Origin of the sequence: Pseudonocardia sp. NPDC049154, from assembly GCF_040648315.1 — a bacterium.
In the GTDB taxonomy this organism is placed as follows: Bacteria; Actinomycetota; Actinomycetes; order Mycobacteriales; family Pseudonocardiaceae; genus Pseudonocardia.
The window spans coordinates 19,666-39,881 of the sequence record NZ_JBEZDN010000011.1; the positions used below are offsets into that span (position 1 = coordinate 19,666).

The window sequence follows — 20,216 nt, forward strand, 5'->3', positions numbered from 1 at the left end:
GTCAGACGAGGTCGCTGCGGCTGAGCACCCCGACGAGCGTCCGGCCGCGGGTCACCGGCAGGACCCGGAAGCCCCGGTCGACGACCAGGTGCCGGGCCTCGGCCAGCGGCGTGTCCGGCCGGACGACGGTGGGCGAGCGGGTCATCGCGGCGCCGACGGTCCGCGGGGGCCCGCTGCGGCTGCCGTCGAGCGGGTCACGCAGCAGGTCGGCCTCGCTCACCACGCCGACCAGCCCGCCGTCGTCCTCGACCACCGGGAGCAGGCTGAACCGGCGGGTGAGGAGCAGCTCGACGGCCCGCGAGCAGGGGGTGGCGGGCCGGACGACGACCAGGTCGGTGCTGGTCATCACCTCGCCGACCGTCCGGGCGTCCGGCCTGCGCTCCCGCGGCATCCGGGCCGGCACGGGATCGGGCAGCGTGGTCCGGCCGAACAGCCGGGACAGCAGCCCGGGCTGCTCCCGGGGGCCGCGGAGCAGGTCGCTGCGGGTGACCACCCCGACCAGGAGCCCGCGCTCCACGATCGGCATCACCCGCAGCTCGCCGTAGGTGCGCAACCGGTGCGCGACGACGGCGGCGCTCGTCGCCGGCGACATCGTCAGCACGTCCGTGGTCATGATCGACCCCACGGTCTCTCCGGCGGGCGCGCCGTCCTCCCGGTGGCGCAGGACGTCGACCAGGCTGACGATCCCGACCAGCCGGTCGACGCCCCGCACCACGGGCAGCGCGCTGAACCCCGCCCGCAGCATGCGTTGTGCAGCGAGGTCCACGGGATCGTCCGCCTGCACCGTGACGAGCCGCCGGGTCATGACATCGCGCACGCGGACGGGCATTCGTCCGACCCTAGTGGTCACCCGAAGCCCGAGATCCACGCCGACGACGCGCTCACCCGGTGCCGCGCTCGAGCACGTCGGTGACCCGGCGGGCCCACCGCTCGTGCGCCGACTGCCTGCTCACCCCGGCCGCCCGGCCGATGAGGTCCCAGGTCGTGCCGGTCCGGCGCAGGCCGACGAGGGTACGGACCGGGTCGATCCCCGCCACAAGCTCGATCCGGAACTGCAGGACCTGCCACGCGCGCTCCCGCTCCGCCGGCACGTCGGTGCCCTGCTCGGCGTCCCACTCCGGCGTCCCCGGCGTCGGCGGCAGCCCGATGATCGCGTCCGCGTACCGCTCCGCCTCCCGCACGGCGGCCAGCGACGTCGACGCCGCCGCCTCGGTGACGTCGACCGTCAAGGCCTTCTCCAGCAGGGTCTCCATGCTCGTCAGGGTAGCCCTGACAACGAGCTCGTCAAGAGATTCCTGACAAGGGGTGCGCGGCCGGACGGCGGTTGACGCTCCCCGGAGCGCGCAGGACCCTGGCCGTCCCGCTCGGCAGGCCGACGGGTGCCGTCGCGGTCCGCCCGCCGGTCCTTCGGGGGCGAGGGGCTCCGCGGCCGCGCCGATCCGGGGAGTGCCGACATGCCCGTCACCGACGTCGAGGCCCTGCACCAGGGCGTGGAGAAGATCGCTCCGGTGCTGCGGGAGAATGCGCCGGTCGCGGACCGGGAGTGCCGCCTCCCGGACGCGTCGGTCGAGGCCATGCGGGAGGTCGGGCTCTACCGCATGTGGATCCCCCGTGCACTCGGCGGCTTCGAGATCGACCCGGTGAGCGCCTTCGACCTCGTGGAGGAGATCGCGCGGGTCGACGCCGCCGCCGCGTGGAACCTGTACATGTCCGTGACTCCGAGCATCTTCGGGATGTGGCTGCCGGAGCGGGGCGCCGACGAGGTGTACGCGGGGGAGGCGCGGTTCGCCGGGACGCTGGTCCCGTCGATGACCGCCGTCCCCGTGGAGGGCGGTCACCGGATCACGGGCCGGGTACCGTTCGTCAGCGGCTGTCACGCCGCGACGTGGCTGATCTTCACCGCGGTGCCGACGGATGAGGGCGTACCCCGCACCACGTCCGACGGCCAGCCGGTCACGGTGCTCGTGTTCCTCCCGCGGGCGGAGGGGCAGATCATCGAGAACTGGGACGTCCTGGGCATGCGGGGCACCGGGAGCCATGACGTGACCGTCGACGGCGCGTTCGTCCCCGATCGCCGGACGCCGCTGCTCGTGCCCTTCGCCGACGCCCCACCGGGTCCCGCCTTCCAGGGGCCGCTGTACCGGATGGTGTTCTGGCAGACCACGGCGGTGATGGCCGCGGTCGCCCTCGGCATCGCGCACACCGCGGTCGCCGAGGTCACCGAACTCGCGACGGCGAAGACGCCCGCCTTCACGACCGTCCCGCTGCGGGAGCGCGCCGTGGCCCAGTCGGAGATCGCCCGCGCCGAGGGGCACCGGTGTGCGGCCCGCGCGTACCTGCGCGAGGTGCTCGCCGAGGGCTACGCGGCCTGCGAGGCCGGACGCCCCTTCGAGACCGAGCACCGCCGATCCATCCAACTGGCGGCCGCCCACGGGGTCGAGGCCGCCGCCACCGCCGTGCGGCTCGTGCACCAGGTCGCGGGCACCTCGGCCATTCGCAACAACCGCCCCTTCGCGGCCCACTTCCGCGACGTCCACACCGTCACCCAGCACGCCTTCGTCTCGCCCAGCCGGTACGAGTCGGTCGGCCAGCTGATGTTCGGGCTCCCGCCGGAGTGGCCCCTGTTCGCCTTCTGAGAACCCGTCGGCCCGAAGCCGAGGCCCCTCCGAACGAGGGGGCACTCCGCCGACCCCTTCACCACGGCAGGACGCTCAGCTCGGCGGGGCCACCAGCAGGCCCCACCGCGTGGCCAGCTGCGCGGCCTCGACGCGGTTGCGGCAGCCCGTCTTGGCCAGGATGTGCTCGACGTGCGTGGCGACCGTGCGGCCGCCGATGCCGTGGGCGGCGGCGATCTCGGTGTTGCTCAGGCCGCGGGCGACGCCGTCGAGCACGTGCAGTTCCCGCACGGTGAGCCCGGCCGGCGAGGGCACCTCGCGGTGCAGGACGACCACGCCCGACGGCGAGGCGTACAGCTCGACGGCGACCACGGCGACGTCCCGGACGACGTGCAGGACCGGGGTGGCGGGCGGGACGCCCGCACGGAGCTGCGCCACCACCCCGGCCAGTGGCGACGGCGGGGCGACGAGGACGGGGCGCGACGCGGGGGAGAGCGGCGTCACGGTCCCGTCGGCACCCGCGACGAACCCGTCGACCTCCCCGCGCACCAGCCGTTCGGTGGGGGATCGGGGAGCGGCGACCGGGTCGAGCGCGGCGGCGAGGTCGGGGCCGAGCAGGTCGAGCAGGTCGACGGTGTCGTCGTCCGGGTGGCGGGCGTCGAGCGTGCTCGCGTTGAGCATGCCGACGTACCGGCCGTCGGCCGCGAACAGGCAGTGGGTGACGCCGTCCCGGAAGCCGAGCGGCGTGATGATCCGGTCGAAGATCTCCCCGTGGCGGCGGCGGGGCGCCAGGTCCCGGACCCGGACCGGCACCCGGCCCGACCGGACCGAGTCGAACAGCGGATCGGTGTGCATGCGTCCGTCGAGCAGGGCCGTGACCGCCGACGGGTAGGAGGAGGCGAGCGTGCGGTGCCGCGACGCCGCAGGATCCCAGAGCGACAACGCGAGACAGTCCGCCGGCACCACCGGGCGCAGGGCCTCGAGCACCGCGGACGCCGCGCCGGGGGTGCGGCTGCCGTTGCGCCGCAGGAAGGACCGCAGCTCACGGGCCGCGGTGAGGGCGGTCACGCGGCGCACGCTACCGGGCCCGCAGCCTCCCGACCAGGGACGACGACGGGTCCGGAGGGCATCCGTCAACCGACCGATGTGCCGCGGCGCGCCCGTCCGTACCGTCGCGCCTCCCGACCACGGAGGACGCCATGAAGCCCGACGAGTACGCCGACCTCGACGCCACCGCGCTCGCCGCCCTGATCCGCTCCGGCGAGGTCACGGCCGGCGAGGTGCAGGCCGCCGCCACGGAGGCCCTCGACGCCGTGCAGCCCGCGCTGAACGCGCTGGTCGGCAAGCGTTTCGCAGCGCCGCTCGACCACGCCGCGGACGGGCCGTTCGCCGGTGTGCCGTTCGCGATCAAGGACCTCATCGTGCACGCCGCGGGGGTCCCGCAGCGAGCCGGCAGCCGGCTGCTCGGAGACGGTGTGCCGATGCCCGCGGACACCCACCTCATGGCGCGCTTCCGGCGTGCCGGGCTGGCGACCCTCGGCGTCACCGCCACCCCGGAACTGGGCTTCAACGCCAGCACGGAGCCCGTCGCGACCGGTCCGGTCCACAACCCGTGGGACCTCACGCGCAGCCCGGGCGGGTCGAGCGGCGGCTCGGCCGCCCTGGTCGCGGCCCGGGCGCTGCCCGTCGCGCACGCGAACGACGGCGGCGGTTCGATCCGCATCCCGGCGGCGGCGTGCGGGTTGGTCGGGCTCAAGCCGAGCCGCGGACGGACGTCGCCCGGCCCGGACTACGCCGACCCGTTGCTCGGCCTCGGCATCGAGTTCGCCGTGACCCGCACCGTGCGGGACTGCGCGGGCCTGCTCGACGCGGTGCACGGCTACGAGCCGGGCGACCGGTACCTGCTGCCGGAGCCCGTGCGGCCCTTCGCCGAGGAGGTCCGCACCGGGAGCCGGCCGCTGCGGATCGCCCTGCACACCGCCGCGTTCTCCGGCCGCGGCACCGTCGACCCGCGCTGCGTGGCGGCCACGGAGGCGGTCGGGCGCACGCTCCAGGAGCTGGGGCACACCGTGGAGCTCGCCGCCCCCGCGATGGACCCCGAGGCGTTCGACGACGCCAACCTGACCGCCTGGACCAGCTTCCTCGCCGACGGCGTGGACTCCCTGGCCGCGGCCCTCGGCGTCGACCCCGGACCCGAGCACCTCGAGGCCACCACCCGTGCCTGTGCCGACCACGGGCGCACCCTCCGGGCCTCGGACCTGTTCGCCGCCGACCGGGTATTCAACGCGACCACCCGGGCCGTCGCCGCCTTCCACCAGCGGTACGACCTGATCCTGACGCCGACGATGAACGTCCCCAACACGCCCCTCGGCCACCTCGACGCCGACGACGACTCCCTCGACGCGCGCGGCTGGTACGACCGCATCTTCGCCACCGCCGGCTTCACCGCGCTGTCCAACGTCACCGGGAACCCGGCGATCTCCCTCCCGCTCGGGCGCACCGACGAGGGCTGGCCCGTCGGGGCGCAGCTGACCGGTCCGTACGCCGGCGAGGGCACGCTCCTCGCCGTGGCGGCCGACCTGGAGAAGGCCCTGCCGTGGGACGGCCACCGGCCGGCGACCGTGGTGGGCTGAGCACCTCTAGCCTGGGGCGCATGACGACCGGCGCGGACCGTTGACGAGCCCGTGGGGCGGTGACCGGCCGTTCACCGCGGTCGTCACCGGTGCGGCCGGCGGGATCGGTCTCGCCCTGGCCGAGCAGCTGCGCGGGCGGGGCGCCGAGCTGGTCCTCGCGGACGTTGACGAGGCGGGGGTGCTCGCGGCGGCCGAGCGGCTCGGCGGCTCCGGAACGGTCGTGGACGTCTCCGACCCGGAGGCGGTGGAGCGGCTCGCCGAGCGCGCGTCCGGCGCCCGGTTCGTCTGCCTCAACGCCGGGATCGTCGGGCCGTCGGTCGGTGCGCCCTGGGAGGTGCCGGCGGCGGAGTGGGACCGCGTCTTCGGGGTGAACGTCGCGGGAGTGGTCAACGGCCTGCGGGCCTTCGTCCCGAGGCTGCTCGCGGCGGCGGACCCGGCCCACGTGCTGGTCACCGCGTCCCTGGCGGGCATGACGGTGTTCCCTGGCGGCGGCGCGTACGGCCCGTCGAAGCACGCGGTGGCGGCGGTCGTCGCGCACGCGGCGATGGCGCTCGCGGGCACGCCCGTCGGGATCAGCATGATCTGCCCGGCGTTGGTGGCGACGGGGATGTCCCCGGTCGGCGCCGACCCCGCCGACGTCGCCCGCGAGGCCCTGGCCGCGGTCGACGACGGCGTGTTCGCCGTGGTCCCGCCGGAATGGCGGGCCGCCGTGGTCGACCAGGCCGGCACCGTCGCCCGCGGCGGCCGGCCGACCCCGCCCGCGCCGACCGGCTGACGTCGCTCAGCCCGGGCCGTCCGCCTCGTCGCCCACCCTGATCTCCGTGCCGACCACCACGACCGGGAGCCGCCGCAGCGGCTCCTCCGCCGGCCCGCCGACGACGGCACCGTCGGCGATGCGGAAGCGGCTGCCGTGGCAGAAGCAGTTGATCGTCCCGGCGGCCACGGCCCGCACCGCGCAGCCGCGGTGGGGGCAGGTCGTGGAGAAGGCGACGAACGTGCCCTCCACCGGCTGCGTCACCACCACCCCGGGCCCCGTCACGATCACCCCGCCACCGACGGGAACCCGGTCCGTGGTCGTGAGCGCGGCGGACATGGGCGGGACTCAGCGGTAGACGAGGCCGTCGTCGAGGTCGGCCTTCGGCAGGATCTCCTGTTCCTCCTCGTGCTCGAGCATGTGCGTCCAGGGCTCGCGGTCGCCCTGCTTGAAGAGCACGTGCTGGGAGCGCATGACGTAGCCGGAGTTGAAGTTCTCCGGGTCCGACCACGGGAGCAGCGGCATGTCGGCGTCGCCCGGCCGCAGCGTCGGGACGACCGTCGTGGCGCCCTTGTCCTGCATGTGCTCCCACAGCCGGCACACCAGGTCGGCGACGAGGTCCACGCGCAGCGTCCAGCTGTGCCGGAAGTAGCCGAACACGTAGGCCATGTTCGGCACGTCGCTGATCATGACCCCGCGCCAGGTGACCTTCCGCGTGAAGTCGACCGGCTCGCCGTCGACGGTGAACGCCACGTCGCCGAAGGCCGAGAGGTTGAAGCCGGTGGCGGTGACCACGACGTCCGCCTCAAGCTCCTGCCCCGAGGCCGTCCGGATCCCGGTCTCGGTGAACTCCGCGATGCCGTCGGTGACGATCGACGCCTTGCCCGCGCGCAGGGCCGCGAAGAAGTCGCCGTCCGGCACGATGGCGATGCGCTGCTGCCAGGGGCGGTAGCGCGGGGTGAGGTGCTTCTCGACGTCGAACCCCTCCGGCAGCAGCGGGCGCATCGACTCCATGAGGTACGTGTGGACCTCGTCGGGCGCGTCCAGCGACGTCCGGGCAAGCCAGTGGTACTGCGACATGTACTGGCGGCGCAGGATCTCGTGGGTCCACTCGTCCGCGATGTCCAGCGCCCGCAGCTGGACGGCGAGCTCGTGCGTGACGGGCGGGGCGTAGTAGTAGGACGGCGAGCGCTGCAGCATCGTCACGTGGTCGGCCGTCTCGGCGATCGCGGGAATCAGCGTCGAGGCGGTCGAGCCCGAGCCGATGACGACCACGCGCTTGCCCGTGAGGTCGAGGTCCTCCGGCCAGTCCTGGGGGTGCACGATCGTGCCACCGAAGCGGTCCACGCCCTCCCACTCCGGCCGGTAGGGCTCGGCGTGGTTGTAGTAGCCCTGGCACATCCACAGGAAGTCCGTGGTGAAGCGCAGCCGCCGGCCCGTGTCCTCCCGGTCGACCTCGACGGCCCACCGGCGCTCCTCGGAGGACCAGGTGGCCGCGACGACCCGGTGCCGGTAGCGGATGTGCCGGCGCAGGTCGTCCTTGTCGAGGACCTCGTCGAGGTACGCGAGGATCTCCTCGCCGGCGGCGATCGACGGGCCGCGCCACGGCTTGAACCGGTAGCCGTAGGTGAACAGGTCGCTGTCCGAGCGCACTCCCGGGTACCGGTGGGTCCACCAGGTCCCGCCGCGGTCCGGCTGGGCGTCGAGGAGGAGGAAGGTCCGGTCGGGGAAGCTCTCCTGCAGGTGGTGGGCGGCGCCGATGCCGGAGACGCCGGCGCCGACGATGAGGACGTCGACGTGGCCGGCCTCCTCGACGGCGATGTCCTCGGGAGCGTTCGCGGGTGCAGATGTCATCGGCTCGACCTTCGGCGTGCAGGGTGTGACCCAGGTCATGCTAGTGCGGATTCCGACCCGCAACGTCGGCCGAGCGGGTCTGCGCGAAGTAGGGCGTTGTCAGGCGCCGCGCGGGGGTGCACCGTACGTGGACCACACCGACGGGAGGCCCGCCGTGGGTGACCCCTGGGGATTTCTGCGCACCGCTCGCCGGCCCACGCCGAAGCGGCCGGTGGACCTGCGGCTGCGGGACTGGCGCGAGGTGTACGAGCCGCTGCCGGAGCCGGCGTTGCGCGCGCAGGCCGGGCGCTGCATGGACTGCGGGGTCCCGTTCTGCCACGCGGAGTGCCCGCTGGGCAACCTCATCCCCGAGTGGAACGACCTGGTCCGCCGCGAGCGCTGGCGCGAGGCGAGCGAGCGGCTGCACGCCACGAACAACTTCCCCGAGTTCACCGGGGTGCTGTGCCCGGCCCCGTGCGAGGAGTCGTGCGTGCTGGCCATCAACGCCGACGCGGTGTCGATCAAGCAGGTCGAGCTGCAGATCGTCGACCACGCCTGGGCACAGGGGTGGGTGCGGCCGCTCCCGCCGCCGCGCCGCACGGGCCGGTCGGTCACAGTGGTCGGGTCGGGCCCGGCCGGGCTGGCCGCCGCCCAGCAGCTCACCCGCGCGGGCCACGACGTGGTGGTCTGCGAACGGGCCGACCGGATCGGCGGCCTGCTCCGCTACGGCATCCCCGCGTTCAAGATGGAGAAGCGCCGTCTGGACCGGCGGCTGGCGCAGATGCTCGCCGAGGGCACGGCGTTCCGTGCCGGCGTGGAGGTCGGCGTCGACATCAGCCTCGAGCGGCTGCGGGACCAGTCCGACGCCGTCGTCCTGGCCTGTGGCGCCACGGCCGCCCGCGAGCTGCCGGTGCCGGGCCGCGACCTGGCCGGGGTGCACCTCGCGATGGACTACCTGACCTGGGCGAACCGGGTGCAGGAGGGGGATCTGGGCGAGTCCCCGATCAGCGCCGAGGGCAAGGACGTCGTGATCATCGGGGGCGGCGACACCGGGACCGACTGCCTGGGGACCGTCCACCGCCAGGCCGCCCGGTCGGTCGCCCACGTCGACATCCGGGCCCGGCCCCCGCAGCGGCGCACCCCCGAGATGCCGTGGCCGACGTATCCGGCGGTGCTGCGCACGTCGCCCGCGCACGAGGAGGGCGGGGTGCGCCTGTTCTCGGTGGACACCGTCGAGTTCCACGGCGGCCCCGACGGCGGGCTGCGCTCGGTGACGCTCGTCGAGGGGTTCCGGGACGCGGCCAAGCGCTTCCACCCCGCCGGCGCGACGACCGACCTCCCGGCCCAGCTCGCGCTGATCGCCCTCGGGTTCACCGGCGCCGAGCAGGGCGACCTCCTCGCGCAGCTGGACGCCCGGCTCGACGGGCGCGGCAACGTCCTGCGGGACGAGGACTTCATGTCCACCGCGGAGGGCGTCTTCGTCGCCGGGGACATGGGCCGCGGCCAGTCGCTGATCGTGTGGGCGATCGCCGAGGGCCGCGCCGCGGCCGCCGCGGTGGACGCCTACCTCACCGGGCGGGACCTGCTGCCCCGGCCGATCCGTCCGGACCGCGTCCCGATCGCCTGATCGAGCGCCGGAGCCAGAGGATCGCCCCGACCGCCACGACGACGAGCCCGGCGACGACGGCGACGGCCACCGTCAGGTTCGTGCCCGCGCAGTCGTTGACGGGGTCGTCGTGGCTGAGCGCGCAGGCCATGCGCTCGCCGCGCTCGGTTCCGTACCGCGCGACCAGCTCGGACCGGAAGTCCTGCCACTGGCGGCGGGTCTCGGTGACGGCGCCGGTCACGGCACGGGCGAAGTTGGTGCCGATCATCCCGCGCGACGTCGTCGGGTCGGTGGCCGCGCCGGTGACGGGGTCGATCTGCCCGCGGTCCTTGTTGAGCCCGGCGTGGGTGACGCGCAGCTGGCAGGCCCCGACGCCGGGGACCTCGTCTCGCGCCACGAAGCACCCGGTGCTGAGCGCGTCGGGCGGGGCGGGCGCCGCGCCGCCCCGCAGGTCGAGCAGGGGGCTCGGCGCGGGGAGGGCGAGCCCCGGCGGGTTCTCGTCGCCGATCGGGCGGGCCGGGTCGGGTTCGTCGGCCCAGTTGCTGTGGGCGTAGAAGTCCTGCGCGCCGTGCAGGGCCCGGCCGAACGCCTCGAGGGTCGCGCACTTGGCCCGCTCCTCCCGTTGCTCGCGAGACCGGCACTCCGGGTGCGGCTCGACCTCGGCGGGGAGCACCTCGCCGTCGGGACCGAGCAGGCCCTGCGCGTCGCCCAGCCCCTCGCCGAAGCGCATGCGCAGGTGGTTCAGGCAGTCGACGAGCGAGGCGGTGGCCTGGTCGCGGGTGCGGGGGTAGGTGCCCGGCACGTAGTCCGCGTCGTCGCAGTGCGCGGCCGGGTCGGAGAGCTCGTCGCTGTCCGGCGAGCCGACGGCGCCGAACTCGTGCCCGTGCCCGGCGAGGTAGTCCATGGTTAGCGGCTGGATGCAGTCCGGGTCGGAACCGGCCGTCCCGGCGCAGCTCAGGGCGGCCCGGGTGATCCGCTCGTGCTCGCGGCTCTGCCCGCCGCTGTCGATCGTGCCGAACCCGGCGGCGGAACCGGGCGCCGACGCGAGGCCCAGGACGACGAGCAGGCCGAGCAGCGTCGTGAACCGCCGTCGTCGCACCGCGGTGCCACCCCCTCGGACCGGCCGCCGAGCGGAGCGTGCCGCACGGAAGATCGCGCCGACCTCATCCCGGCGGGGTGAGGTCGGCGCCGAGCCCGTCGTTCGCGGTGAGCCGGGCACCGGCCACGCGCGCCGTGCCGGGCCGGGTGAGCACCCAGACGACGCCGAGCAGGATCCAGGCCGCGGAGATCGCGGGATAGCTCCCCGCACCGCCCTCCGGGTACGGGACGATGTTGCGGAAGAGCGTGTACCCGAGCAGGACGAGCGCGAGCGCCGGGACCACCACCTCCCACGCCGCCACCTCCCGGTGTCCGGAGAAGAACAGCAGCCGGGCGGCGCCGATCGTGGCGAGCGCGTACACCACCAGCAGGATCAGCGTGCCGATCGTCGCCGACGCCTGGAACAGCGTGAACGGCGCCGAGTCCAGCGCGAACCACGCGAGCGCGACCTCGAGGTACATCGCCCCCACCACCACGCACGTCGCCCGCACCGGGGTGCCGCGCTCCGGCGAGACCTCCGCGAGCGCGGCCGGCCCGACCCCGTCGCGGGTCAGGGCGAAGAGGAGGCGGGAGGCGCCGACCGCGCAGGCGAGCGCGCAGCCGAACGCGCTGACCGCCGCGCCCACCGTGATCAGATGGCCCACCCAGCCGGCGACGTACTCCGCCCCGAGGTCGCCGAGCAGCGACGACGACGCCGTGAACGCCGCGATCCCCGCCGGGTCGGTGCCGAAGCCCATCACCTCGACGGTGGTCACGAACACGAAGTAGACGCCGCCGAAGACGGCCGTGCCCAGGATCGCCCGCGGGATGCTGCGGCGCGGGTCGCGGGCCTCCTCGCCGAGCGTGGCCGCGGCCTCGAACCCCGCGAAGGAGAGGAACCCGAACACCACGCCGAGGAACAGGGCCGACACCCCGGTGCCGGGCGCGACGCTGAACACCGACGCGTCCAGGGTGTGCCCGCCCGGCGCCGTCCCGCCGGCCAGCCGGACGAGGACCACCACGCACACCGCGAGGATCAACCCGACGGTGACGCCCTCGATCGTCAGCAGCACCCGCGTGCCGCCGCGCACCCGGACGACCGCGAGGGCCAGCACGCCGAGCAGCGCGATCGCCGCCAGCGCGAACCCGGCCCAGCGGGGCTGGTCGGGCCAGATCCCGAGCACCCGCAGGGCGTCCGCGCCGAAGATGCCCGCCGCCGTCGACGTGACGACCCCGTAGAACACGTACGTGCCCAGCAGGGACCACCCGGCGACCACGCCGGCGCGCGGGCCGAGGGTGGCGCCGACGAACCCGTAGACGCTGCCGGCGTGGTGGAACCGCTGGCACAGCCGCACGAACGTGTAGGCGACGAGCAGGACCCCGACCGTCGCCAGGGCGAAGGCCAGCGGGACCGCGCGGCCGACCGAGCTCGCCGTGCCCTGCGGGTTGATGTTCGCCGCCATCGACGGCGCCATCAGCGCCAGCGAGAGCCCGATCGCCTCCCACACGCCGAGACCGCGGCGGAGCCGGGCGGGGGTCGAGCTCTGCACCATGATGCTCACCTCCTCCGACCCCGGGGAGGTCGCCCGGGCGGGGGTGAGGGTTACGCGCGGACCACCGGCCGGGCGCAGACTGTCGCCCATGCCCGACAGCCCGACGGGGAACGACCCTCCGGCACGGCCGTCCCGCGCCAGCCGCCGCCGGTGGCGCCGCATGCTGGCCGACGAGCGCGAGGAGGCCAAGGTCTACCGCGACCTGGCCGCCCGCCGCAGCGGCGACGAGCGGGAGATCCTGCTCGGGCTCGCGGAGGCGGAGGAGCGGCACATCGCCCACTGGGCGGGCCTGCTCGGCGACGACGCGGCCTCGGCCCGCCGCGGCTCGCTGCGGATGCGGATGCTCGCGCTGCTCGGGCGGCGGTTCGGCTCGGTGTTCGTGCTGGCCCTCGCGCAGCGGGCGGAGACCCGCTCGACCTACCGCTGGGACGTCGACGCCACCCCCGCGATGGCGGCCGACGAACGGATCCACGAGGAGGTCGTCCGCGGCCTGGCGGTCCGCGGCCGGGCGCGGGTGTCCGGCACCTTCCGCGCCGCCGTCTTCGGCGCGAACGACGGCCTGGTCAGCAACCTCTCGCTCGTCCTCGGCGTGATCGGCGGCGGGGCGAGCCGCACCTCGGTCCTGCTCACCGGCCTCGCCGGGCTGCTCGCGGGGGCGCTGTCGATGGGGGCGGGGGAGTACGTGTCGGTGCGCTCGCAGCGCGAACTGCTCGCAGCCTCCGCCCCGGACATCAGCGACGCCTCCCGGGTCCTGCCGCAGCTCGACGTCGACGCCAACGAGCTCGCCCTCGTCTACCGGGCCCGCGGGCTGAGCGCCGACGAGGCCCGGCGGCGGGCCGAGCACGTGTTGCGCAGCAACGACCCCGCGGTCGCGGTGGCCGCGACGAACCCCGTCCCGGAGGGGCACGACGTGGTGGGCAGCAGCCTCGGCGCCGCCCTGTCGAGCTTCCTGTTCTTCGCCTCCGGCGCCGCGATCCCGATCCTGCCGTTCCTCGTCGGCCTCGCGGGCGGTCTCGCCGTCGCGGTCTCGGGCGTGCTCGTCGGGATCGCGCTGATGCTCACCGGGGCCGTCGTCGGCGTGCTCTCCGGCGGTCCCCCGCTGCGCCGCGCGCTGCGCCAGCTCGCGATCGGCGGGGGCGCCGCCCTGGTCACCTACGGCCTGGGAGTGCTGTTCGGCGCAACGCTCGGGTGAGGCCCTCGGCCGATTCGCGGAACGGCGACGAGGCCGAATACCACCCCCTCTTCGCTATGTCTGGTTCATCACGGAAGCCCCAGATGAGACGACGGCAAAATCTCGCCGCCGGGTACTTGGTCCCATTGTTCCGAGGGGTCCGCCGGGGACACCCTCGGACGGGCCGAGACGCATCGTCGCCGCGACGATCTCCGTCGTGTGGCGCAGCCGATGTCGTGCTTGGGGTGGGGGCCTCATGTCGATCGTCACGCCACGGGACCGCGGTCCCGGGCTCCCGGGTGCCGTCCGCCGCCCGGACGTCCCGCTGTCGGACCTCGTGGTCGTCGACCGACACGAGGCGCAGGGCTGGCGGGTGCGCCGCCACGAGCGGCTCGACGCCGTGTTCGAGGAGCGGTGCGACTGGATCCGGGAGTACGGGCGCGCGACCCAGCTCGCCGTCGACGCCCCCGGCGCCGCGCTGACCTACGACGAGCTCGACGCGCGGGCGAACCGGCTCGCCCGCTACCTGCGGGTGCGCGGGACCGGCGCCGGTGACCGGGTCGCGTTGCTGTTCGACGACCCCGTCGACGCCTGCGTCGCCCAGCTCGCCGTGCTCACGATCGGCGGGACCTGCGTGCCGCTCGATCCCGGCGCTCCGGCGGACCGGCTGGCCTTCGTCGTCGCCGACTCGGCGGCGTGCGTCGTGCTCGGCCGCGGGCACCTGCGGGACGCCCTGCGGCAGAGCACGGCCGAGGTCGTCGCGATCGACGCCGCCGCCCGGCTGATCGCGGAGATGAGCCCGGGGCGGCTGCAGCCGGCCGAGCGGGGAGAGCCCGCCGACCGGCCCGCCTTCGTGCTGTACGCGCCCGGTGCCTCGGAACTCCCGGAAGCGGTGACGATCGACCACCGCGGCCTCTGCAACGCGGTGCGGATCGCCTCGGAGACGTTCGGGATCGCTGGTCACCGCGTGTACCAGGGGCGACCGCTCTGCACCGGGGGCGGGATCGCGGAGACGTGGATGGCGTGGGTCGCGGGCGCGACCCTCGTGCCCGGTGATCCCACCCTGTCCGGACGCGCGCTGCACACCGAGATCGCCGATCGGCGGGCGACCGCGTGGTGCACCACGCCGACCCTGCTCTCCACGGTCGAGCCGGACCTGCCTTCCCTGCGGTTGCTGGTCGTCGCGGGGGAACCGTGCCCGCAGCCCCTCGTCGCGCGGTGGTACCGCCCCGGCCGGCGGGTCCGCACCGCCTACGTGCCCGAGGGCGCGGCGGTGGCGGCCGCGTGGGCCGAGGCAGACCCGGACACCCCCGCGTCGATCGGCGTACCGCTGCCGACCTACGCGGGCGTCGTGCTCGATCCCGACTTCCCCGTGGCCCTCCGGCACGGCGAGACCGGCGAGGTCGGGCTCGCCGGACTCGGGCTCGCCTGCGGGTACCGGCCGGGAGGTCCTGCGGAGGTCGAGGACTTCCTCGGCATCCCCGGCAACCCGTCCGGCCGGATCCACCGGACCGGCGATCTCGGGCGGGTCGACGACACCGGACGGATCGAGTACCGCGGCCGGATCGCCCTGCAGGTGGACCTCCGCGGTGAGCGGGTCGACCTCGGCGCGGTCGAGTCGGCGATGCTGGCCGTGCCCGGCGTGGCCTCCGCGGCCGCCGCGGTGCGGGACCTCGCCCCGGATGAGCCCGGGCTGGTCGGCTACTACACCTGCCGCACCGACGCGTCCTCGCTCGACGAGCAGGCCGTCCGGTCCCGGCTCCACGAACGCCTGACCGGCAGCCATGTCCCGGCGGTCCTGGTCCGGCTCGACTCCCTCCCGATCGGACACGACGGACACGTCGACCGCGCGGGCCTCCCGGCGCCGGCCGCGCCGACCGCGAGCCCGGCGCCGAGCCCCCGGGCCCCGGCGGACGCGGGCCTGGCCGCGGCGCTGGCCGGCGTGCTCGCCGAGGTCCTCGCGGTGGAGCACGTCCCGACCGACCGCAACGTGTTCGACGACCTCGGCGCCGACTCGATGGTGATGACCCGGTTCTGCGCGCGCCTGCGCAGGCGCGACGACCTGCCGTCGATCTCCATCAAGGAGGTCTACGCGCACCCGACGCTCGCCGGGCTCGCCGCGGCGGCGACGCCCGTACCGCAGGCACTCGCTCCCTCGACGTCCCGCGACGACGTCGTGCAGGGGCTCGCCGGGGTGCTGGCCGAGGTGCTGGGCGTGGAACAGGTGCCGACCGATCGGAACGTGTTCGACGACCTCGGCGCCGACTCGATGGTGATGACCCGGTTCTGCGCGCGGCTGCGCAAGCGCGGCGACCTGCCGTCGATCTCGATCCGCGACGTCTACGCCACCCCGACGCTCGACGGCATGGCGGCCGCTGCCGCCGGCCCGACGGGCGCGGCACCGCCCGCTCCGGCGGCCCCGCCGGCCGTCGTCCCGGTGCGGCACAGCACCGCGGGGTACGTGCTCACGGGGGTCCTGCAGCTGCTGGTCTTCCTGCTCTACGTGACGGGTGCCGGCGTCGTGCTGGACCGCGCCTACGTCTGGATCTCGTCGAGCGTCGGGCTGGGCGAGATCTACCTCCGCTCGGTGCTGGCGGGCGCCCTGGCGTTCCTGGCCATGACCCTGCTGCCGGTGGTGGCGAAGTGGGTGCTGATCGGGCGCTGGAAGGAGACGGAGATCTCGATCTGGGGCCTGCGCTACTTCCGGTTCTGGCTGGTCAAGACGCTCGTGCGGGGGAACCCGCTGGCGCTGCTCATGGTGGGGTCGCCGCTGTACACGCTCTACCTGCGCCTCCTCGGGGCGAAGATCGGGAAGGACGTCGTGATCCTCACCCGCTTCGTCCCCGTCTGCACGGACCTCGTCCGCATCGGCTCCGGAACGGTCGTCCGGAAGGACGTCCACCTGCTCGGCTACCGCGCCCACGCCGGCCGGATCCAGCAGGGGCCGGTCACGCTCGGGCGAGACGTCGTCGTCGGGGAGAAGTGCGTGCTGGACATCGGCACCGCCATGGGCGACGGCGCCCAGCTGGGCCACGCCTCCTCCCTGCACCGGGGCCAGTCCGTGCCGGCGGGGGAGCGATGGCACGGCTCGCCCCCGGTGCCGACGCACACCGACTTCCGCGCGGTGCCGCCCGTCCGGGTGCGGCGGCTGCGCACGGTCACGTACGTGTCGAGCCAACTGGCCAAGCTGTTCGCGTTCTACCTGCCGCTCGGCTTCGGCGGGCTGTTCCTCCTGCTGACCGAGGTGCCGCGGCTGCGGACCCTGCTGGAGCCCGGCGCCGTCGGGTACGCCACATCGGAGTTCTATCTCGACGCCCTGCTCGGCTCGGTCGCGATCGTGTTCGGCGGCCTGCTCGTCGGCCTGGCGGTCGTGTTCACCGTGCCGCGGCTGCTCGCGCTGCCCGTGCGGCCGGACCGCGTGTACCCGGTGCACGGGACCCGGTACTCGCTGCACCGCACCGTCGCCCGGCTGACGAACGTCAAGCTCTTCGTCACCCTCTTCGGTGACAGTTCCTTCATCGTCGGCTATCTCTTCCTGCTCGGCTACGACCTGGGGAAGGTGGAGCAGACCGGCTCGAACTTCGGATCGCTGGTGATGCAGGAGACGCCGTTCCTCGCCTCGGTGGGCACCGGCACCGTCATCGCGGACGGGCTGTCCATCAACAACGCCGACTTCTCCAACACCTCGTTCCGGGCCTGCCGGGCCTCGATCGGTGCGCGGAACTTCCTGGGCAACCACATCGCCTATCCCGTCGGCGGCCGAACCGGCGACGACTGCCTGCTCGCCACCAAGGTCGCGGTCCCGATCGACGGGCCGGTCCGCGAGGGGGTCGGGTTGCTCGGCTCGCCTGCCTTCGAGATCCCGCGGACGGTCCAGCGGGACCGTGGCTTCGAGATCGGCCGGGAGGAGCGGCGCCGGCTGCTCCGCCGGAAGAACGCGCACAACGCGGCCACGATCGCCCTCGCACTGCTGGTCCGGTGGGGTCACGTGTTCGGGCTCCTGCTGCTCGCGATGCTGGCCGTGGACCACTACTCCGACCTCGGCGCGGTCGCCTTCGCGGCCGAGGTGGCCGCGAGCGTGCTGTTCTCGCTGCTCTGGTTCATCCTCTGGGAGCGGGCGGTGGCGGGCTTCCGTCGGCTCCGGCCGAAGTCCTGCTCGATCTACGACGTGCGCTTCTGGCGGCACGAGCGGTACTGGAAGCTCACGATGCCGCCCCTGGAGCGGCTGCTGGCCGGCACTCCGTTCCACAACGTCGTCGCCCGGATGCTCGGCCTGCGCATCGGCCGGCGGGTGTTCGACGACGGCGCGTCGATCACCGAGCGCACCATGACCACGGTCGGCGACGACTGCGCGCTCAACATCGGCAGCATCATCCAGTGCCACTCGCAGGAGGACGGCGCCTTCAAGTCCGACCGCTCGGCGCTCGGCGCCGGGGTCACCCTCGGCGTCGGCGCCCTCGTCCACTACGGGGTGTCGGTCGGCGACGCCGTGGAGATCGAACCGGACTCGTTCGTCATGAAGGGCGAGGAGGTCCCGGCCGGGGCGCACTGGGGTGGCAACCCCGCCCAGGACCTGGGCGAACCGGCCGCCGCGCTTCCCGACCGCGACCCGGCGGCGGTGGGCGCGCGCCGATGAGTCCGGGGCCGCCGGCCGGGCGACCTCGACGGGTTCGTCGACGCCGCGGCCGGCCGGGGTATGCACCCGCAGACGCGGGAGACCTCCGGGAACGGTGTGCGCAAGGCGCTGTACCGCGACCCGGACGGCGACGAGATCGGCGTCGGCGGGGCGCCGGTCGGGGACTGACGCCCGCGCGGACTCAGGCCGCGCCTGGTGCGGGATCCCGCAGGGCCGGCCCGAGCTCGTCGTACAGGTCGAGCTCGCCGGCCACGCCGGTGATCCCCAATGGCCTGATCACCGCCCGGTTGCCGCCCACCACGAACCGGACGACGGCCCCCGACACCGCAGCCCTGTCCCGGATCCCGAGGAGCGCAGCCAGCCCGGCGGAGCCCAGGAAGCTCACCCCGATCAGGACCACGACCACCAGCCGTCCGCCGAGGACCCGGGTCACGGCGTCCCGGAACTCCGCGGCGGTCTCCGCGTCGATCTCCCCGGTCACGTGGACCACGACCGCGTCGCCGCGCGCCTCCGCGGCGGTGGTCAGGTGGGGGACGAACGGGTCGCCGGCCCCGGCACCGCCTCTGCCCGGTTCGTCCGCGCACACATCCGGCATCGCCACCTCCTGGACGAGGAAGAAGACGGCCGACTGCTTGACCGGGCCCTGAACCGCGACCGGAGGACGGGCACCTCCGGGAGCGCCATCAGATCAGCGTCACCGGTCCGGAGCAATACGGCATCGGGGTCACGCACGGCCGGGGGTGCCGCCATCACTCCGAGTCGTGGTGGGGGATCCGGTGGCCGATGTGCTCGGCGAACGCGTAGGTCTCCGCCACCAGCCTCCGTACGTGGTCACTGGTGAGCCGGTACACCATCCGCCGCCCCTCGCGGCGGGCGCCGACCAGCCCGGCCAGGCGCAACCGGCCGAGGTGCTGCGACACCGAGGACCGCGACGCGGCCACCCTGGCGGTGAGCGTGGTCACGTCCTGTGGGCCCTCGGCGAGCAGGCCGAGGAGGTGGAACCGGGTCGCGTCGCCCAGCTGTCGCAGGACATCGGCGGCGAGGGCCACCACGTCGGCATCCAGTGGCTCCCGCACGGGACTGGCAGCTGCGATGTCCTTGTGCGCGCGCATGGTTGCATAATGCCCCTGAGCTGGGCATCCTGCCAACCATGACGGAGGTGCGGGGCGCCGCTCGACAGCACGGCCACGGGCACGGGCACGGTCACGACAACGGGCACGGGCACGGGCACGGACACGGACACGGGCACGGACACGGGCACGGACACGGGGGCCACGGGTACGGCGGGCTGCTCCGGCTCCTCCGCGCGGTCGTCACGCCGCACAGCCACGACTCGGCGGACTCCGTCGACTCCGCGCTGGAGGCGAGCGCCGAGGGCATCCGCGCCCTCAAGATCAGCCTGGCGGCGCTGCTGGTGACGGCGCTGGCGCAGGCCGCCGTGGTGGTGCTGACCGGGTCGGTGGCGCTGCTGGCCGACACCATCCACAACTTCTCCGACGCGCTGACCGCCGTCCCGCTGTGGATCGCGTTCGTGCTGGCACGGCGCCGGCCCACCCGGCGCTACACCTACGGCTACGGCCGCGCCGAGGACCTGGCCGGGGTGTTCATCGTGGCGATGATCGCCCTGTCGGCCGTGGTCGCCGGGTACGAGTCCGTCCGCCGTCTCGTCGACCCGCAGCCGATCGCCAACCTCGGCGTGCTCGTCGCGGCCGGCCTGATCGGGTTCGTGGGCAACGAGCTCGTCGCGGTCTACCGGATCCGCGTGGGCCGGCGCATCGGCTCGGCCGCGCTGGTGGCCGACGGGCTCCATGCCCGCACGGACGGGTTCACGTCGCTCGCCGTGGTCCTGGGTGCCCTCGGGGTGCTGGCCGGGTTCCCGCTGGCCGACCCGATCGTCGGCATCCTGATCACGGTCGCGATCCTCGTCGTCCTGCGGGGCGCGGCGCGGGACATCTACCGGCGGCTGATGGACGCGGTGGATCCGGAGCTCGTCGACCGGGCGGACGCGGCCCTGCGTGCAGTGCCCGGGGTGCGCGGGATCGAGCAGCTGCGGCTGCGCTGGGTCGGGCACCGCGTGCGCGCCGAGGCCGGCCTCGAGGTCGACAGCAGCCTGTCGGTGGTCGACGCGCACGCGATCGCCGCCGAGGCCAAGCACCGCCTGCTCCACGAGGTGCCGAAGCTCGTCGACGCCACCCTGCACGTGAGCCCGCACGGGCCCGAGGGTCACGCCCACCACGCACGGCTGGCCCACCACGGCGTCGCGACCTGAGGCAGCCGGCGCCGGTGTGGCTCAGCGCCGTCCCCAGGCCGAGACGAGCGGCGGGACGGCGACCGGCAG

The 20,216-nt window shown here is 74.6% G+C and carries 16 protein-coding genes; 7 read left to right on the plus strand and 9 right to left on the minus strand.

The annotated features are described in order from the left end of the window. Nucleotide 1: 1 nt before the first annotated feature. Together AB0B41_RS08620 and AB0B41_RS08625 are read right to left on the minus strand one after the other, a co-directional pair. On the minus strand, nt 2-829 hold the full coding sequence (locus AB0B41_RS08620) for a CBS domain-containing protein (protein ID WP_358200529.1): 828 nt from the start codon (nt 827-829) through the stop codon (nt 2-4). Nucleotides 830-881: 52 nt separating this feature from the next. Then, nucleotides 882-1,253 carry a hypothetical protein gene (locus AB0B41_RS08625; RefSeq protein ID WP_358200531.1) on the minus strand — a complete coding sequence of 124 codons (372 nt, stop codon included), beginning with the start codon at nt 1,251-1,253 and terminating at the stop codon, nt 882-884. A 201-nt stretch (nt 1,254-1,454) separates the two neighbouring features. Here AB0B41_RS08625 and AB0B41_RS08630 point away from each other — a divergent pair, with 201 nt between their 5' ends. Beyond that, nucleotides 1,455-2,636, plus strand: a complete 1,182-nt coding sequence (locus tag AB0B41_RS08630) for an acyl-CoA dehydrogenase family protein (RefSeq protein WP_358200533.1) — start codon at nt 1,455-1,457, stop codon at nt 2,634-2,636. Nucleotides 2,637-2,711: 75 nt separating this feature from the next. On the opposite strand, the gene AB0B41_RS08635 is transcribed toward AB0B41_RS08630, so the two are convergent. Beyond that, nucleotides 2,712-3,683 carry a helix-turn-helix transcriptional regulator gene (locus AB0B41_RS08635; protein WP_358200535.1) on the minus strand — a complete coding sequence of 324 codons (972 nt, stop codon included), beginning with the start codon at nt 3,681-3,683 and terminating at the stop codon, nt 2,712-2,714. Between the two features lie 131 nt (nt 3,684-3,814). On the opposite strand from AB0B41_RS08635, the gene AB0B41_RS08640 reads away from it, so the two are divergent. Then, complete coding sequence (locus AB0B41_RS08640; protein WP_358200538.1) at nt 3,815-5,248, plus strand: amidase family protein; 1,434 nt, start codon at nt 3,815-3,817, stop codon at nt 5,246-5,248. A 40-nt stretch (nt 5,249-5,288) separates the two neighbouring features. Then, nucleotides 5,289-6,023 (plus strand): SDR family NAD(P)-dependent oxidoreductase, encoded by a 735-nt coding sequence (locus AB0B41_RS08645; RefSeq protein ID WP_358200540.1) that lies wholly within the window; start codon nt 5,289-5,291, stop codon nt 6,021-6,023. Nucleotides 6,024-6,029: 6 nt separating this feature from the next. Here AB0B41_RS08645 and AB0B41_RS08650 read toward each other — a convergent pair whose 3' ends face one another. Both AB0B41_RS08650 and AB0B41_RS08655 read right to left on the minus strand, forming a co-directional pair. Further along, nucleotides 6,030-6,341, minus strand: a complete 312-nt coding sequence (locus AB0B41_RS08650; RefSeq protein WP_358200541.1) for a Rieske (2Fe-2S) protein — start codon at nt 6,339-6,341, stop codon at nt 6,030-6,032. Nucleotides 6,342-6,350: 9 nt separating this feature from the next. Next, entirely contained in the window at nt 6,351-7,856 is a 1,506-nt protein-coding gene (locus tag AB0B41_RS08655) for an NAD(P)/FAD-dependent oxidoreductase (RefSeq protein WP_358200543.1), read from the minus strand. A gap of 154 nt (nt 7,857-8,010) precedes the next feature. On the opposite strand from AB0B41_RS08655, the gene AB0B41_RS08660 reads away from it, so the two are divergent. Further along, the gene (locus AB0B41_RS08660) at nt 8,011-9,462 is read left to right on the plus strand and encodes a glutamate synthase subunit beta (RefSeq protein WP_358200544.1); all 1,452 of its coding nucleotides are present in this window, start codon (nt 8,011-8,013) and stop codon (nt 9,460-9,462) included. Here AB0B41_RS08660 and AB0B41_RS08665 read toward each other — a convergent pair. Together AB0B41_RS08665 and AB0B41_RS08670 are read right to left on the minus strand one after the other, a co-directional pair. Beyond that, entirely contained in the window at nt 9,404-10,540 is a 1,137-nt protein-coding gene (locus tag AB0B41_RS08665; RefSeq protein WP_358200547.1) for a hypothetical protein, read from the minus strand. The genes AB0B41_RS08660 and AB0B41_RS08665 overlap by 59 nt on opposite strands. 64 nt (nt 10,541-10,604) lie before the next feature. Continuing rightward, nucleotides 10,605-12,071: an APC family permease gene (locus AB0B41_RS08670; protein ID WP_358200549.1), complete on the minus strand. Its 1,467-nt coding sequence runs from the start codon at nt 12,069-12,071 to the stop codon at nt 10,605-10,607. 160 nt (nt 12,072-12,231) lie between these two features. On the opposite strand from AB0B41_RS08670, the gene AB0B41_RS08675 reads away from it, so the two are divergent. Both AB0B41_RS08675 and AB0B41_RS08680 read left to right on the plus strand, forming a co-directional pair. Next, complete coding sequence (locus tag AB0B41_RS08675) at nt 12,232-13,263, plus strand: VIT1/CCC1 family protein (protein WP_358200551.1); 1,032 nt, start codon at nt 12,232-12,234, stop codon at nt 13,261-13,263. Between the two features lie 235 nt (nt 13,264-13,498). Further along, nucleotides 13,499-17,878 (plus strand): Pls/PosA family non-ribosomal peptide synthetase, encoded by a 4,380-nt coding sequence (locus tag AB0B41_RS08680; protein WP_358200553.1) that lies wholly within the window; start codon nt 13,499-13,501, stop codon nt 17,876-17,878. 181 nt (nt 17,879-18,059) lie between these two features. On the opposite strand, the gene AB0B41_RS08685 is transcribed toward AB0B41_RS08680, so the two are convergent. Both AB0B41_RS08685 and AB0B41_RS08690 read right to left on the minus strand, forming a co-directional pair. Then, nucleotides 18,060-18,473 (minus strand): anti-sigma factor antagonist, encoded by a 414-nt coding sequence (locus tag AB0B41_RS08685; protein ID WP_358200556.1) that lies wholly within the window; start codon nt 18,471-18,473, stop codon nt 18,060-18,062. A gap of 154 nt (nt 18,474-18,627) precedes the next feature. Continuing rightward, the gene (locus tag AB0B41_RS08690) at nt 18,628-18,990 is read right to left on the minus strand and encodes a metalloregulator ArsR/SmtB family transcription factor (RefSeq protein WP_358200558.1); all 363 of its coding nucleotides are present in this window, start codon (nt 18,988-18,990) and stop codon (nt 18,628-18,630) included. A gap of 38 nt (nt 18,991-19,028) precedes the next feature. On the opposite strand from AB0B41_RS08690, the gene AB0B41_RS08695 reads away from it, so the two are divergent. After that, complete coding sequence (locus AB0B41_RS08695) at nt 19,029-20,147, plus strand: cation diffusion facilitator family transporter (RefSeq protein WP_358200560.1); 1,119 nt, start codon at nt 19,029-19,031, stop codon at nt 20,145-20,147. Nucleotides 20,148-20,216: the final 69 nt, after the last annotated feature.